This is a genomic window from Allobosea sp. LjRoot237, assembly GCF_964253285.1.
Taxonomy (GTDB): domain Bacteria; phylum Pseudomonadota; class Alphaproteobacteria; order Rhizobiales; family Beijerinckiaceae; genus Allobosea.
The window spans coordinates 5665964-5679484 of the sequence record NZ_CAXUQP020000001.1 but is presented as its reverse complement, the minus strand read 5'-3'; the positions used below and the strand labels follow the sequence as shown (position 1 = coordinate 5679484).

19 protein-coding genes are annotated in these 13521 nt (G+C 66.2%); 11 read left to right on the top strand and 8 right to left on the bottom strand.

Annotated features, from left to right (window positions below; translation table 11 throughout):
• The 3 genes from ACSQ24_RS27580 to ACSQ24_RS27570 all read left to right on the top strand — a co-directional run.
• A partial coding sequence (locus tag ACSQ24_RS27580; protein WP_436097784.1) for a hypothetical protein occupies positions 1 to 216 on the top strand: 216 nt, incomplete at its 5' end.
• 70 nt (positions 217 to 286) lie between these two features.
• On the top strand, positions 287 to 2317 hold the full coding sequence (locus ACSQ24_RS27575) for a M23 family metallopeptidase (protein WP_436097783.1): 2031 nt from the start codon (positions 287 to 289) through the stop codon (positions 2315 to 2317).
• Positions 2318 to 2341: 24 nt separating this feature from the next.
• The gene (locus tag ACSQ24_RS27570; RefSeq protein ID WP_436097782.1) at positions 2342 to 3259 is read left to right on the top strand and encodes an AEC family transporter; all 918 of its coding nucleotides are present in this window, start codon (positions 2342 to 2344) and stop codon (positions 3257 to 3259) included.
• 30 nt (positions 3260 to 3289) lie between these two features.
• On the opposite strand, the gene gluQRS is transcribed toward ACSQ24_RS27570, so the two are convergent.
• Positions 3290 to 4174 carry a tRNA glutamyl-Q(34) synthetase GluQRS gene (gene gluQRS / locus ACSQ24_RS27565; RefSeq protein ID WP_436097781.1) on the bottom strand — a complete coding sequence of 295 codons (885 nt, stop codon included), beginning with the start codon at positions 4172 to 4174 and terminating at the stop codon, positions 3290 to 3292.
• A gap of 89 nt (positions 4175 to 4263) precedes the next feature.
• Here gluQRS and ACSQ24_RS27560 point away from each other — a divergent pair, with 89 nt between their 5' ends.
• On the top strand, positions 4264 to 4905 hold the full coding sequence (locus ACSQ24_RS27560) for a DNA-3-methyladenine glycosylase family protein (RefSeq protein WP_436097780.1): 642 nt from the start codon (positions 4264 to 4266) through the stop codon (positions 4903 to 4905).
• A gap of 153 nt (positions 4906 to 5058) precedes the next feature.
• On the opposite strand, the gene ACSQ24_RS27555 is transcribed toward ACSQ24_RS27560, so the two are convergent.
• Complete coding sequence (locus tag ACSQ24_RS27555; protein ID WP_436097779.1) at positions 5059 to 5844, bottom strand: HpcH/HpaI aldolase family protein; 786 nt, start codon at positions 5842 to 5844, stop codon at positions 5059 to 5061.
• Between the two features lie 146 nt (positions 5845 to 5990).
• Positions 5991 to 6314, bottom strand: a complete 324-nt coding sequence (locus ACSQ24_RS27550) for a DUF1476 domain-containing protein (protein ID WP_436097778.1) — start codon at positions 6312 to 6314, stop codon at positions 5991 to 5993.
• A gap of 345 nt (positions 6315 to 6659) precedes the next feature.
• On the opposite strand from ACSQ24_RS27550, the gene purC reads away from it, so the two are divergent.
• The 6 genes from purC (at position 6660) to ACSQ24_RS27520 (ending at position 10093) form a co-directional block, all read left to right on the top strand.
• Positions 6660 to 7454, top strand: coding sequence for a phosphoribosylaminoimidazolesuccinocarboxamide synthase (purC, locus tag ACSQ24_RS27545; protein WP_126114755.1), 795 nt, complete (start codon positions 6660 to 6662; stop codon positions 7452 to 7454).
• Positions 7455 to 7516: 62 nt separating this feature from the next.
• Complete coding sequence (locus ACSQ24_RS27540) at positions 7517 to 8050, top strand: hypothetical protein (protein WP_436097777.1); 534 nt, start codon at positions 7517 to 7519, stop codon at positions 8048 to 8050.
• A 65-nt stretch (positions 8051 to 8115) separates the two neighbouring features.
• Entirely contained in the window at positions 8116 to 8358 is a 243-nt protein-coding gene (purS, locus tag ACSQ24_RS27535) for a phosphoribosylformylglycinamidine synthase subunit PurS (RefSeq protein WP_152012628.1), read from the top strand.
• Between the two features lie 12 nt (positions 8359 to 8370).
• A complete protein-coding gene (locus ACSQ24_RS27530; protein WP_436097776.1) occupies positions 8371 to 8955 on the top strand; it encodes a hypothetical protein in 585 nt (194 codons plus the stop codon).
• Positions 8956 to 8972: 17 nt separating this feature from the next.
• Positions 8973 to 9668, top strand: coding sequence for a phosphoribosylformylglycinamidine synthase subunit PurQ (purQ, locus tag ACSQ24_RS27525; protein ID WP_436097775.1), 696 nt, complete (start codon positions 8973 to 8975; stop codon positions 9666 to 9668).
• Positions 9665 to 10093: a hypothetical protein gene (locus tag ACSQ24_RS27520; RefSeq protein ID WP_436097774.1), complete on the top strand. Its 429-nt coding sequence runs from the start codon at positions 9665 to 9667 to the stop codon at positions 10091 to 10093. Before purQ ends, ACSQ24_RS27520 begins: the two co-directional genes overlap by 4 nt.
• 98 nt (positions 10094 to 10191) lie before the next feature.
• On the opposite strand, the gene ACSQ24_RS27515 is transcribed toward ACSQ24_RS27520, so the two are convergent.
• The 3 genes from ACSQ24_RS27515 to ACSQ24_RS27505 are packed head-to-tail and all read right to left on the bottom strand — an operon-like array spanning position 10192 to position 11710.
• Positions 10192 to 10785 carry a DsbE family thiol:disulfide interchange protein gene (locus ACSQ24_RS27515; protein ID WP_436097773.1) on the bottom strand — a complete coding sequence of 198 codons (594 nt, stop codon included), beginning with the start codon at positions 10783 to 10785 and terminating at the stop codon, positions 10192 to 10194.
• On the bottom strand, positions 10782 to 10952 hold the full coding sequence (gene ccmD, locus ACSQ24_RS27510; RefSeq protein ID WP_436097772.1) for a heme exporter protein CcmD: 171 nt from the start codon (positions 10950 to 10952) through the stop codon (positions 10782 to 10784). Before ccmD ends, ACSQ24_RS27515 begins: the two co-directional genes overlap by 4 nt.
• Positions 10952 to 11710 (bottom strand): heme ABC transporter permease, encoded by a 759-nt coding sequence (locus ACSQ24_RS27505; protein ID WP_436097771.1) that lies wholly within the window; start codon positions 11708 to 11710, stop codon positions 10952 to 10954. The genes ccmD and ACSQ24_RS27505 overlap by 1 nt, the downstream gene beginning before the upstream one ends.
• Before the next feature lie 142 nt (positions 11711 to 11852).
• Between ACSQ24_RS27505 and ACSQ24_RS27500 the strand changes: the two genes are divergently transcribed.
• Complete coding sequence (locus ACSQ24_RS27500; RefSeq protein WP_436097770.1) at positions 11853 to 12026, top strand: hypothetical protein; 174 nt, start codon at positions 11853 to 11855, stop codon at positions 12024 to 12026.
• Here ACSQ24_RS27500 and ccmB read toward each other — a convergent pair.
• Together ccmB and ccmA are read right to left on the bottom strand one after the other, a co-directional pair.
• Positions 12014 to 12679, bottom strand: coding sequence for a heme exporter protein CcmB (gene ccmB, locus ACSQ24_RS27495; protein ID WP_436097769.1), 666 nt, complete (start codon positions 12677 to 12679; stop codon positions 12014 to 12016). The genes ACSQ24_RS27500 and ccmB overlap by 13 nt on opposite strands.
• Positions 12676 to 13296, bottom strand: a complete 621-nt coding sequence (ccmA, locus tag ACSQ24_RS27490; RefSeq protein ID WP_436097768.1) for a heme ABC exporter ATP-binding protein CcmA — start codon at positions 13294 to 13296, stop codon at positions 12676 to 12678. Before ccmA ends, ccmB begins: the two co-directional genes overlap by 4 nt.
• Positions 13297 to 13521 lie beyond the last annotated feature (225 nt).

Sequence of the window (13521 nt, the reverse complement as noted above, 5' to 3'; positions counted from 1 at the left end):
GGGACGCGCTTTTTTATCCGGCTCGCGATTTCAGCGGTTTTTCACCGCTTCCCGGGACTTCGGATGATCCGCTTCCACCTCGATGGCAGCGGGCCTCGCCTGCAAACAGCCGCAATTATTTCCCACAGCCGCAATGTCTGCGCGGCGGCATCTGCCGGGGCCCGGCCCTCAAGATTGATTCCGGCGCGTGACGAAGGCATGCTCTCTTCTATATAGGGTCCATGCACACTCACGGCATCGAGCCCGGCGCCCGTCGGGTGCTTTTCATGGATTCGCCAGACGCCCTATGAACGCCCCTCCGGATCTGAGAGCGCCGCATGAGCCGCTGACGCCGGAAGCGACGGCGCTGCTCGTCGATCTCGGAATCGAGCCGCCGATCACCCCGGCGGGCTCCGCGCCTGCCGGCATGGATCGTCGCGGTGTCTCGCTGCGCTGGCTTGCCGCCTGCCTGTTGGTCGGCTCCTGCGGTGCAGCACTGCTCGGCGGCGCCATTCTCGTCGCGGTGCGCGGCGACACCAGTTTCGCCGAGCGCCCGGAACCGATCACCCTGCATCAGACCACCTCGGTCGGCGGCGGCGCCCGCAAAGGCGACAAGCTCGTCGCCGAGCAGCCGATCGCCTCCGCGCGGCACACGCTGCGCGCGCCGATGTCCCAGCGTATCGGCGACCGTGAAGTCATCCGGGTCCGCCCCTTTGTCAGGCTCTCGACCAATCTCTCGCTGACCAGCGGCGTCTACGCCACCAACATCCCGCCATTCAATCCGCTGCGACTCTTCGCCGAGGGAGCGCCCGGCAGCGAGCGCTATGCCGAGCCGGTCAGCGAGATGCCGGATGCGGACGTCTCGATCACCAAGCGCGATCTCGCCGATCTGCCGGTCACGCCGGGCAAGGCCAATCTGACCGACGCCGACGTGATCAACCAGATGGAGGAAGAGCGCGCCAATCTCGCCGCCGCCGACCGCCGGGCCGCCTTGCCGATCCCGCCGCAGCTGATGTTGAGCCGCACGCTCGCGCAAGGCAGCCAGGCCGCCGGCGCCGGCAGTCTGCTCTCCTATGCGCCTGCGACCGACACCTCGTTCTCGGGCATCGAGGTCCGTGTCGTTCCGGAGAACGTGACAAACGCGCCGAAGACCCCGATCGCCGCTTCGCGCGAGCCGCTGGTCGAGGAGAAGTTGCTGATCACCCGTCGCGGCGAGAATTTCGAGACTGTGGTTCGCAATGCCGGAGCGAGCCGCGACCAGATCGTCTCGATGATGAAGGCCTTCGACGGGCGGGTGAAGGTCGCTGCCCTGCCGGAAGGCCAGGTGCTGCAGGCGCTGTTCGCGCCCGGCCCGCGCCCCGGCGATCCACGTCAGATCGCTCGCGTCGCCTTGCTCGAGAACGGGCGCCCTTCGGCGATGATCGCGATCAACGACAAGGGCCTCTTCGTTCCCGTGGCCTTGCCGAAGGCCGAGACGATCGGCCCGCAACCAAAATCGCAGGCCAATCCGGAGGAGGACGAAGAGGATGAAGAGGAAGGCGGTACGGGTGCGCGCCTCTATGAGAGCCTTTATGAGACCGGACTGCGCCATGACCTGCCGCGCCCGTTGATCGACGAACTCGTGCGCATCTTCTCCTATGACCTGGATTTCCAGCAGCGTGTGCGCGGCGGCGACAATCTCGAGGTCATCTTCACCGACGAGGACGAGGGCGAGCGCGCCGAGATTCTTTCGGCCACGCTCACCATCGGTGGCGAGACCAGGCAGGTTTTCCGCTATCAGGCGCCCGAGGACGGGCTGATCGACTATTTCGACCCGGAAGGCCGGTCGCTGAAGAAGTTCCTGCTGCGCAAGCCGATCACGGACGCCGAAATGCGTTCGGGCTTCGGCATGCGCTATCACCCGATCATGCGCTATTCGAAGATGCACACCGGCGTCGACTGGGCCAACAAGATCGGGACGCCGATCCTCGCCGCCGGCAACGGCACGATCATCAAGGCGGAGTGGGATTCAGGCTATGGCCGCCGCATCGAGATCCAGCACGCCAACGGCTACGTCACGGCCTATTCACACCAGTCGGCTTTCGCCAAGGGCATCGCGCCCGGCGTCAAGGTCCGCCAGGGCCAGGTGATCGGCTTCCTCGGCAATACCGGTCTCTCGACCGGCCCGCATCTGCACTACGAGGTCATGGTCAACGGCAATTTCGTCAACCCGATGAAGATCAAGGTGCCGCGCGGCCGCGAGCTCGACGGCAAGGCCCTCGCCGAATTCAAGCGCCAGCGCGACGAGGTCCAGGGCCTGATCGAAAAGGCCGGAGGCCAGACCGCGCAATTGCGCTGACAGTTCACTCCTGTTACCGGCCAGATGCTCTCCTCGCTGCTCATCGTCCTGCCTGTCTTCGGCCTGATCGCGATCGGCTATGCTGCGCGCTGGGTGAAACTGCTGCGCGAAACCACCGGCGAGGGTCTCTCCGACTTCGTCTTCGTCCTCGCCGTGCCCTGCCTGCTGTTCAAGACCTTGGCGACGGCTGCGATCCCGCCGGACCAGCCCTGGGGCTACTGGGTCTCCTATTTCACCGGCCTCGCGATCGTCTGGGTCATCGCCCAGCTCGTGGCGCGACAGCTGTTCGCCCGCAAAGGCCCCGAGCTCGTCGTCTCCGGCTTTGCCGCGGCGCAGTCGAACACCGTCTTCGTCGGCGTGCCGATGATCCTGAAGGCCTATGGCGAAGCCGGCGCCGTCCCGCTCGGCCTGCTGCTCGCGGTGCATCTGCCGGTGACGATGACGGCCGCGACCATGCTCGCCGAAGGCCGGGGCACCTCGCCGCTCCTGTTGCTGAAACGGCTGTTCACCCACCCGATCGTCGTCGGCATCCTGCTCGGCAGCGCAGCGCGCCCCTTCGTTGCCCTGGTTCCAACGCCACTCTGGTCGATCGTCGACTTGATCGCGGGCGCGGCCGTTCCCTGCGCGCTGATCAGCCTCGGCATTGCGCTCCGGCGCTACGGACTCGCCTCCGGCATCGGCCTGCCGGCGGTGTTGAGCTTCCTCAAGCTCGTGCTGCACCCGCTGATCGTCTTCCTGCTCGCGACGAAGGTATTCGCCATGCCGGTTGCCTGGGCCGGCGTCGCCGTGCTCTTTGCCGCCTGCCCTTGCGGGATCAACGCCTATCTCTTCGCCGAGCGCTACAAGCAGGGCGTCGCCGACGCCTCCAGCGCGATCGCGCTCTCGACCGCGCTCTCGCTCTTCACGACGATCGGCTGGCTGACCTTCCTCGGGGTTGGCTGACCGAGCGGCCCTTGCCCGATCGGCAGCGATTCACGTGAAACCGAGCTGCCTTCGAATCGCTTCTGGCGTCATCCCTTGCGCCCGCAGATCGGCGAGGCTCTGCGACAGCCGGCTCTTCGCAAGCTTCTGACCGCCCTCATCCAGCAGCAGCGCATGGAAATGATAGCGCGGCGTCGCCAGGCCGAGCAGGCGCTGCAACAGGACATGGATGTCGGTCGCAGCCTCGAGGTCCTCACCCCGCACGACGTGGCTGACGCCCTGCAGCGCGTCGTCGGTGACCACCGAAAGATGATAGCTCGTCGGCACATCCTTTCGCGCCAGCACGACATCACCCCAGCGCGCCGGATCGACCGCGACCTCGCGCTCCTCTCCATTGCCGTCGAAGAGGCGGTAGGTGAGTGCTTCGCTCGCTGTTCGTGCCAGCGCCCGGTCCATCGCGAGCCGCAGCACATGTAGTTCGCCTGCCTCGATGCGCCGCTGCACATCCGCCTCGCTCAGCAAGCGGCACATCCCCAGATAGAGCGGCGCACCGTCGGGATCGCGCGGCCAGGGCATTCCGGTCTCGGCCTCGCGCCGTTGGACCGCGTCCTTCACCTCCTGCCGCGAACAGAAGCACGGATAGACCAGTCCCAGCGCGTCGAGCCGATCCAGCGCCCGGCGATAATCGTCGAAATGCTCGGATTGCCGCCGGGCATCGGGCGAGAAGGATATTCCGAGCCAGGCGAGATCGTCATGGATGCCTTGCTCGAACTCAGGCCGACAGCGGGCGCGATCGATATCCTCGATCCTAAGCAGGAGATCGCCGCCAAGACGCGCCGCCAGCCGCTCATTGGCCAGGGCCGAATAGGCATGGCCGAGATGCAGCCGCCCGTTCGGGCTCGGCGCAAACCGGAAGACAGGGGAAGACGATGCCATCCTCTCCTGTCTATGGTCTGCCGTGAGCACAGCCAAGCCTGGCATCCTGACAGGAACCGGAACGGCGATCGGCGATAGACCGGACCAGCATGACGACGATTTCCTGCATTGCCGATCTCGAAGAAGGCATGGCGACCCTCGTCGCCCTTGATCCCGTCTGGGAGCGGATCATCGCTCGCACCGGCATCCCGCCTTTGCGCCGGCGCGAGAGCGGCTTCCTCAGCCTCGCCTCGATCATCGTCTCACAGCAGCTCTCGGTGGCGAGCGCCCGCGCAGTCTGGAGCCGGGTCGAAAGCGTGCTCAGCCCCCTGACGCCGGAACGCGTCCTCGCCGCCGATGACGAAGAGATGCGGCTCTCGGGCCTGTCGCGGCCGAAGCAGAAAACGCTGCGCGCCGTCGCTGCCGCCATCGTCGAGAGCCGGCTCGATCTTGCCGGCCTCGAGGCGGCGACACCGGAGTTCGTCCACGCACATATGACGGCCGTCTCCGGCATCGGCCCCTGGACTGCGGATGTCTACCTGCTGTTCTGCCTTGGCCATCGCGACGGCTTCGCCGCCGGCGACCTCGCGGTCCAGGAGGCGGCGAAAGTCGCCTTCGACCTGCCGGTGCGGCCGAAACCAGCCGAGCTGACCGAACTGGCAGAGGCGTGGCGCCCCTGGCGCGGCGTCGCCGCGCGCCTGCTCTGGGCCTATTATGCCGCGCTGAAATCGCGCGAGGGCATCAACGCCTGAGACTTCGCAGGTGTTTCGACACCTGCAGCCCTCATCCTGAGGAGCGGACATGTGTCCGCGTCTCGAAGGATGTTCGAACGGTCCCTGGAGCCTCCTGAAGCATCCTTCGAGACGCAGCCTCCGGCCGCATCCTCAGGATGAGGGCTCAGCAGGTCAGCCCTTGATCACCTTCAGCGCCGCCTGGCTCGCCGCGCGCAGCAGGCCGGTATCGCTCATCACCGTGACCAGACGCGCGCCCATCTCGACGCCCTGCTTGGCGCGCTCCGCCGTTGCCGCATAGAAGGCGACCGGCTTCTTCACCGCATTCGCCCGCGCCACGATATGGCGCAGCGCATCGTCGACTTCCTTGGCCGAGGCATTAACGGAGGCGCCGCCGGACAGCGCGATCGAGAGATCGGACGGGCCGACGAAGAGTGCGTCGATCCCGTCGAGGGCAAGAATGTCGTCGACGATCGCCATCGCCTCGCGGGTCTCGATCATCGCGAAGGTCAGCGAGAAATCGTTGGCCTGCTTGAGATAGCTGTTCTGGTCGAGCCCGGAAGCGCCGAGGCCGCCATAGCTGCCCCAGCTGCGCTCGCCGAGCGGCGGATATTTGGCATAGGCCGCAAGCCGGCGCGCATCCTCGATCGTGTTGATCATCGGCGCGATCACGCCCGAGGCGCCGGAATCGAACAGCTTCGAGACGTTCTGGAACTCGCCGACCGGAATGCGCGCTATGGCCGGCTTGCCGGCAGCGTTGATCAGCGGGATCGCCCGGATGACCTCTGCCAGCGTGATCGGGCCATGCTGCATGTCGAGCGTGACCGCATCGAAGCCTTCCTGGGCCAGGATCGCGGCGATGCTCGGATCAGGCAGCCCGCACCAGGCGGAGAGCAGTGTCTCGCCCCTGGCGAGGCGATCGGCGAGCGAGGACAGCACGGTCGGCTTGGCGGTGGTCATGAGCGCATTCATCCGGTTGCCCGCTCTTTCACCACTGGCGGGTCCACCGACCCTGAACCGAACCGGCGGTGAAAGGCAAACGCTGCGGCATGCGCCATGCTCAAGGGCGCAATGCGGCCAAGGCCGCCTTGCGCCCGAGCGATCTCTCAGCGGCCAGCCTGGATCTCGTCGGCGGCCTTGATCAGCAGCTCGGTCATGGTCTGGCGGATCTCGTCGTCGGCGACGGTGACGCTGCCAGCGGCGAAATCGGCCTTGACCTTGCGCAGCACGTCGTCGTCGCCGGCCTCCTCGAAATCGGCGAGCACGACCGACTTGGCATAGGCGTCGGCATCGGCGCCGCTCTTGCCGAGCTTCTCCGCTGCCCACAGGCCGAGCAGCTTGTTGCGCCGGGCCGTCGCCTTGAAGCGCAGCTCCTCGTCATGCGCGAACTTGTTCTCGTAGGCGTCCTTGCGCTGGTCGAAGGTGGTCATGGGGTTTCTTATCCTCTTCGGAGCGGCAATCTTGCTGCGGCGCGATATCAGCTTCGCCATATAGCAATGTGATGGCGGTGCGGGCTAGAGGCCATGCCGTTCAAGCCGATCCAACCCAGTCGAACCAGGCGCCGGCGTACCGCCTCAGGCGCTTTGTTGCGTTTGCAGCACGAAAGGCCCATATAGCGCGAAGTGTGGCCGGTTCTTAGGGAGCAAGGCCCGCATGAACCAGCCGGACCGGCGCGCCAGGATCGAACTCGACAGAGCAACGAGATTGCGCGAGAGCGTGCTGAAAAGGGCCATGATCCCGCCGCGGGCAACCGCGACCAGAGAGAGGCCGACCCTTTGGATTTCCTCAAGCCACGGTATATCCCGATGAACCGCCGCCGTCGCATTTACGAAGGCAAGGCGAAGGTCCTCTATGAGGGACCGGAGCCCGGAACGCTGATCCAGCATTTCAAGGACGACGCGACCGCCTTCAATGCCAAGAAGCATGAAGTGATCGACGGCAAGGGCGTGCTGAACAACCGCATCTCCGAGCACATCTTCAGCAACCTGAACGATATCGGCGTCCCCACGCATTTCATCCGCCGGCTCAACATGCGTGAGCAGCTGATTCGCGAGGTCGAGATCATTCCGCTCGAGGTCGTGGTCCGCAATGTCGCGGCCGGCTCGCTCTCGACCAAGCTCGGCATCGAGGAAGGCACCCAGCTGCCGCGCTCGATCATCGAGTTCTACTACAAGAACGACGCGCTGGGCGATCCGATGGTCTCGGAAGAGCACATCACCGCCTTCGGCTGGGCGACGCCGCAGGAAATCGACGACATCATGGCGCTCGCCATCCGTGTCAACGACTTCCTGTCCGGCCTCTTCCTCGGCGCCGGCATCCGTCTCGTCGACTTCAAGATCGAGTGCGGCCGGCTCTGGGAAGGCGAGATGATGCGCATCGTCGTTGCCGATGAGATCAGCCCCGATTCCTGCCGTCTCTGGGACATCCGGTCGAAGGACAAGATGGACAAGGATCGCTTCCGCCGCGATCTGGGCGGGCTGATCGAGGCCTATACCGAAGTGGCGCGCCGCCTCGGCATCCTCGGCGAGAACGAAAAGCCGGGCCCGGCAGGCCCCCGGCTGGTGCAATAATTGCCGCGCCTGGTGCAGTGACCGCCGCGGCTACCGAGACTCTGATTGTCGGACGGGAGCGCTTGCGCTCCCGTTTGCGTTTGGGCGTACTCTCGCTGGGCGCTCTGCTGATCGCCGGCTGCGCCGACCATTTCGGCCCGGGCCTGGTCCAGCTCGCCGCCGGTCGCGGCTGGGAGCCGTTGCCGATCCAGAACTGGGTGGTCAACGACGGCATCAATCCGAAGGCGATGGTCTTCTGCACGCCGCAGGACTGCCAGCGTCCAGGTGTCGCCGCGCTGCTGAGCTTCGAAGGCCGTGAAGCCGCCGACATGGCAAGGACGCTCGCGCTCGATCCGGCGCGGCTGGCGCGGGAATTCTCGAAACGCCCAAAGGCGAAGCAGGCCGACAAGCCGGCGAGCACGACCACGGTCTCCCGCTTCAAGCAGGAGGGCACCGATGGCATCCTCGTCGAGATCCGCGCCAAGGATGGCGGCCGCCTGGCCTCGACCGCCATCCTCTACGCCCGCAAGGACACTACGCTCGCCATGGCGATCGCAGTGACCGATGATTCGCAAGCCGCCCAGGATTTCGCCCGCGCCACCTGGGCGAGCCGCTGAAATGGTTGAGCCTCCATCGATTCGCGGTTAAGCGAACCCACAAGCGCCCTGTTCCGGAGATCACGATGAAAGCCCGCGTCACCGTCACCCTCAAGACCGGCGTGCTCGACCCGCAGGGCAAGGCGATCGAGGGCGCGCTGAAATCGCTCGGCATCGACGGCGTCGGCTCCGTCCGCCAGGGCAAGGTCTTCGACATCGAGCTCGACGGCGCCGACAAGGCCGCCGCCGAGGCCGCCCTCAAGGCCGCCTGCGAGAAGCTCCTCGCCAACACCGTGATCGAGAATTACCGCGTCGAGCTGGTTGGCTGACCAATGCCCCACATGATCAAGATCGGCCTCGCCGCTCTGCTGGCTCTCGCGCTCGGCGCCTGCCAAACAACCGTAACCAAACCGAACCGGCTGACTGAAGCTGAATTCGACGCACCGATCCGGCCGGGCGAGACCCGGCTGCGCCTGCAGAATGTCGATCGCGAGAAATGGCAGGGTCGCGGCATCGACACGCTCAGCGCCGCGCGCACCGTCTTCGTTTGCCGGCCGCTGGCATGTCCTGCCCCCTCCGCAGTCATCTATGCGCGTCTCGCTAGTCCGACCCGCAAGCCCGACCCGCAGGCGCTGCTCGATCTGGCACAGCGTGTCGCCGAAAAAGCGGCACAGGAGGGTGCAGCAATCACGGCTACGCCGCGAACGGGAACGACCAAGGGCTTCCCGTCCTTCAGCTTCGCCTACACCAAGCAGCGCGACGGCAAGACTGAATTCAGCCGGTCGACTTCGGTCTTCGCCGGCTCGCTTGCATTCAACATCCTGTCGATCTCGCAAAACGAAGCGGCAGCGGGCCGCCATCTCGACGAATTTCTCAGGTCGGTCGAGGTCGTCGATGGCGGCCCACGCCGCAGCGCCAGCCGTTGATAGGAAAGGGCCATCCCATGCGCGCCGCCGTCATCACCTTCCCCGGCTCGAACCGCGACGGCGACGTCGCCAAGGCGCTGCGCCAGGCCGGCGCGACCGTCGACCATGTCTGGCATGCCGACCATGAGCTGCCGGCCGGAACCGACCTCGTCGTCCTGCCCGGCGGCTTCTCCTATGGCGACTATCTGCGCTGCGGCGCCATCGCCGGACGCGCCCACATCATGGACGCGACGCGGGCGCATGCGGCGCGCGGCGGCCTCGTCCTCGGCATCTGCAACGGCTTCCAGATCGCCTGCGAGGCCGGGCTGCTGCCCGGCGTGCTCGCCCGTAACGCCAACCTCAAATTCGTCTGCAAGCGCCAGCACCTCAAGGTCGAGCGCAACGACACCGCCTTCACGTCGGCCTATACCAAGGGCCAGGTGATCGACGTCTGCATCGCCCATGGCGAGGGCAACTATATCTGCGACCCCGAGACGCTCGCCCGGCTCGAAGGCGAGGGCCTCGTTGCCTTCCGCTATTGTGACTCCGAAGGCCGGATCACGGCCGAAGCCGATCCGAACGGCTCGCTCAATCACATCGCCGGCATCTACTCAGCCAGCCGCAACGTCCTCGGCCTGATGCCGCATCCGGAGAACCTGATCGACGGCCTCGTCGGCGGCACCGACGGGCGCGGCATGTTCGAAAGCCTGGTCGGTGGGAAAAAGGCCGCGTGAGCGAGGCGCCCCCGCTCGTCGAGGGCCGCCAGCCGCTCGTCCCGGACTGGAGTCTCGTGCTGCCCTTCCCGATGGCCCGCCGTGTCGAGGATGGCTCGCTGGTCTTCTGGCATAGTCCGCGTGGTCTGACCTTCTGGCTCAACGCTTACGATGCCGGTGATCCGGAGGATGCGCTTGCCGAATGGCGGGAAATCCACGCCTCGGCCGCTTTCGATCTGATCGAGGAGCGCGAGACCGACTTCATCCGTTTCGCTTATCGTCTCCATGAAGGGGCGGAAGACGAGCGCCAGCCTGCATTCTATGGCTTCGCCTGCGCACGTGACGGCGGGCAGATCCACATCGCCGGCTATTTCGATGAGCCGAGCCTGCTCGATGCCGTACTCGCGACCTGGCGCAGCCTGCGCTTCGGCCCGCCGCTGCAATAGAGCATTTCCAAGCGAAGTGGCACCGGTTCGCGTGAAGAAAATGCGATAAAACAAAGAACCAGAGCGCTTCTGCAGTTTGGGAAACGTTCTGGACCGCTTCAGCTGCCCTTCTGCGCCCGCGCCAGCAATCGCGACGCCGCCGGACCGTCGAGCGGGCCGACATGCTTATCGAGGATGCGCCCGTCCGGCCCGATCAGGAAGGTCTCGGGCACGCCGTAGACGCCCCAGTCGATCGCGGCGCGGCCGTTGCGATCGACGCCGACGGCGGAGTAGGGATTACCGAGCGCGCCGAGGACGCGGCGGGCATTCTCGGCCTCGTCCTTGTAGTTGAAGCCGACGAGCGCAACCTTGCCTCCCTTCACCGCAGCTGAATCTGCCATGGCGACGAGGAAGGGATGCTCGACCCGGCAGGGCGCACACCAGCTCGCGAAGACATTGACGATCGTTGTCTTGCCCTTGGCCAGATCCGCCATGCTGAAAGTCGGCACGGGCTGACCGTCACGCTGCAGCCCTTCGAGCGGAGGCAATGTGATCGCCGGAGCCGGCTTGCCGATCAGGGCCGATGGCACCTTGCTGGCGTCACCGGAGAACAACCCCTTGGCGAACACCGCGGCCAGCGCCGCAAAAATCAGCAGCGGGATCGCATAGAGCCAGGGCGAGCGCCGCGGCGGTGAGGTCGCAGCCTCGCTCATGACGTGGCTCCGCTGCGGCGGCCCGCCCCACGTTCCTCCAACGCCGCCAAGGCCCGCCTCTGCGCGCGCCGGTCGACCAGGATAGCTGCCGCAAGGCCGGAGAGAATCACCGCCGCCGCCAGATAGGCGGCGAGGATGAAGCCGGCATGGGGTCCAAGTGCGTCCATCATTGCGCCGCCTGCAAGGACAGCCGGTCGAGCCGCTCGGCCTCGAAGATCGTCAGCGTTCTGACCCGTCGGCGCAGGATCTCGGCCTGCATCGCGGCGCAGTGCAACGCGAGCGCCAGCAACGTGAAGCCGAGCGCGGTGATCAGCAGCGGCCAGAGCATCGAGGCATGGATGGTCGAGCCACCGAGCCGGAGCACCGAGGCCGGCTGATGCAAGGTGCTCCACCAGTCGACCGAGAACTTGATGATCGGAATGTTGACGCAGCCGACCAGCGTCAGGATCGCGACGGCGCGGCCGGCACGGGATGGCTCATCGATGGCGCGGCGCAGCGCGAAGACGCCGAGATAGAGCAGGAACAGCACCAGCATCGAGGTCAGGCGCGCATCCCAGACCCAGTAGGTCCCCCACATCGGCTTGCCCCAGAACGAGCCGGTGAGCAGGCAGATCAGCGCGAAGCAGGCGCCGATCGGCGCCGCCGCCTGTTGGGCGATGTCGGCAAGCGGATGGCGCCAGACCAGGACGCCAAGCGCGGAGAGCGCCATCATCGAATAGAACATCAGCGCCAGCCAGGCGGCCGGCACATGGATGTACATGATCTTGATCGTCTCACCCTGCTGGTAGTCGGCGGGAGCAACGAACCAGACGAGATAGAAGCCGATGGCGAGCAGCAATGCCGCCGCACCCGTGAGCCAGGGCAGCAGCACACTCGACAGGCGCATGAAGCGCGCCGGATTGGCCAGTTCGGTAAGGCTCGCCATGGAGGTGGTGGCCGGCTCTGCTCTTAATTTCAACGAGAGAGCATGTAGCAATCGCCGGCCCGGCTCACAATCGACCTTGCAGCCCTGCGACGATGCGGCCCGGACGGCGCTAGTCCTTCTCGGGCGCGCCTGACTATCGCGCGTGCTCGACGTTTTCGGCGTCGCCGAAGAAATCCAGGCGCGTTTCAGCCAAGACAATGTCGCGTTCGAGGATATCACTACGATGATCGCCCGTCTCGGGGCTCAGTCAGGCTGCGCACTTGAACTCGACGCCGATGCGCATTCTCCCGGCACGAGCGTGGTCTATTCCGGCTGACGCAGCGCGCCTGCCGCTGCGATGCAGCCAATCGCAGCCGAGGCCAGCGAAAGAGCTCCGAGGATCAGCAACGGGCTCTGCAGCGACATCGGGCTGCGGCTGATATCCGCGACCGAAACACCGAAGATCAAGACCGGCACGCAGAGCGGCGCGACCAGGATCGGCAGGATCAGGCCGCCGCGGCGCAGGCTCGCGGTCAGCCCCGCCGCCGCCGCTCCAATAAAGCTCAGGGACGGCGTGCCGAGCGCCAGACTCGCCATCAGTGACAACACTCCCTCTGCCGGCAGGGCGACGAGCAGGCCGAGCAGCGGCGCGGCCAAGGTCAGCGGCAGGCCGGTCGTCAGCCAGTGTGCCAGCGCCTTGGCAAGCACGGCGAGCTCCAATGGCAGCGGCGTGCCACGGATCAGGTCAAGCGAACCGTCCTCCTCATCGGCCTGAAACAGGCGGTCGAGCCCAATCAGCGTCGCCAGCAGCGCCCCCAGCCAAAGGATCGCCGGACCGATCCGCGACAGCAGGTTGAGGTCGGGCCCGAGCGCGAATGGGATCAGGACGACGACCGTCAGAAAGAAGACCAGCGCGAGCTCACCGCCGCCACCGGCCCGCACCGCCAAGGCGAGATCACGCTTCAGGATGGCGAGGAAGGCGCGGCTCACAGTCCGATCCTGAGTTCGCGCGCGCCGTCGAGGCCGAGTGGCCCGTGGGTCGCAGCAAGAATTGCTCCTCCCGCCGCCAGATGCGCCTGCATCAGCCCGGAGAGCATCGCCTGCGAACCGGTATCGAGCGCCGCCATCGGCTCGTCGAGCAGCCAGATCGGCCGCGATGCCACCAGGAGCCGCGCCAGCGCCACGCGCCGGCGCTGACCGGCGGAGAGGTAGCCGGCCGGCAGCGCCCCGACATGCGGCAGGCCGACCGTGGCGAGTGCATCGGCCGGCGTCAGGCGCGGCGCGCCAAGCAGGTCCTGCGCGAACTGCAGGTTCTCCGTTGCCGTCAGCGCAGTCTTCAATCCGTCGCGGTGGCCGATGAGATGAGCCGCTTCTGCCAATGGCATGTCGTCGAGTCCCTCGAGCCTGATCGCCCCGGCTTCAGGGCGCAAACGCCCGCACAGCATGGCGATCAGGCTCGACTTGCCGGCGCCATTGCGGCCGGTCAGCGCGATCGCCTCGCCACTCGCCAGACGAAAGCCCACGCCGTCGAAGATCGCACGACCGCCGCGGCGGCAAACGAGCCCTTCGGCAGTCAGGGCGAATGTCTGGAACCGAGTCTGCGTCACGCCGAGCCTGTCTTCCGAAGCGTCATTAGCTCTTCACCTGACGCATATCGAGCCTGTAGCGGCCTTCTTGGAATTGATCTATAGAACCCGTGGCTACGCCGCACGCCGATCCGGCGCGGGGCTCGGGCACTCCCGGGGCGGCGAGCGCGTCATGCGCAATAGGCCTTCGACCGGATTCATCCGCAAGGACGGTCCGGCTCGCGACCGCAACCCCTTGATCAGGAT

Coding starts and splice junctions, on each gene's coding strand:
- ACSQ24_RS27530 (WP_436097776.1), top strand. CDS start 8,371: ATGATCAAGATCGGCCTCGCCGCTCTGCTGGCTCTCGCGCTCGGCGCC.
- ACSQ24_RS27550 (WP_436097778.1), bottom strand. CDS start 6,314: ATGACCACCTTCGACCAGCGCAAGGACGCCTACGAGAACAAGTTCGCG.
- purQ (WP_436097775.1), top strand. CDS start 8,973: ATGCGCGCCGCCGTCATCACCTTCCCCGGCTCGAACCGCGACGGCGAC.
- ACSQ24_RS27570 (WP_436097782.1), top strand. CDS start 2,342: ATGCTCTCCTCGCTGCTCATCGTCCTGCCTGTCTTCGGCCTGATCGCG.
- ccmD (WP_436097772.1), bottom strand. CDS start 10,952: ATGGACGCACTTGGACCCCATGCCGGCTTCATCCTCGCCGCCTATCTG.
- ACSQ24_RS27555 (WP_436097779.1), bottom strand. CDS start 5,844: ATGACCACCGCCAAGCCGACCGTGCTGTCCTCGCTCGCCGATCGCCTC.
- ACSQ24_RS27575 (WP_436097783.1), top strand. CDS start 287: ATGAACGCCCCTCCGGATCTGAGAGCGCCGCATGAGCCGCTGACGCCG.
- ACSQ24_RS27505 (WP_436097771.1), bottom strand. CDS start 11,710: ATGGCGAGCCTTACCGAACTGGCCAATCCGGCGCGCTTCATGCGCCTG.
- ACSQ24_RS27515 (WP_436097773.1), bottom strand. CDS start 10,785: ATGAGCGAGGCTGCGACCTCACCGCCGCGGCGCTCGCCCTGGCTCTAT.
- ACSQ24_RS27560 (WP_436097780.1), top strand. CDS start 4,264: ATGACGACGATTTCCTGCATTGCCGATCTCGAAGAAGGCATGGCGACC.
- gluQRS (WP_436097781.1), bottom strand. CDS start 4,174: ATGGCATCGTCTTCCCCTGTCTTCCGGTTTGCGCCGAGCCCGAACGGG.
- purS (WP_152012628.1), top strand. CDS start 8,116: ATGAAAGCCCGCGTCACCGTCACCCTCAAGACCGGCGTGCTCGACCCG.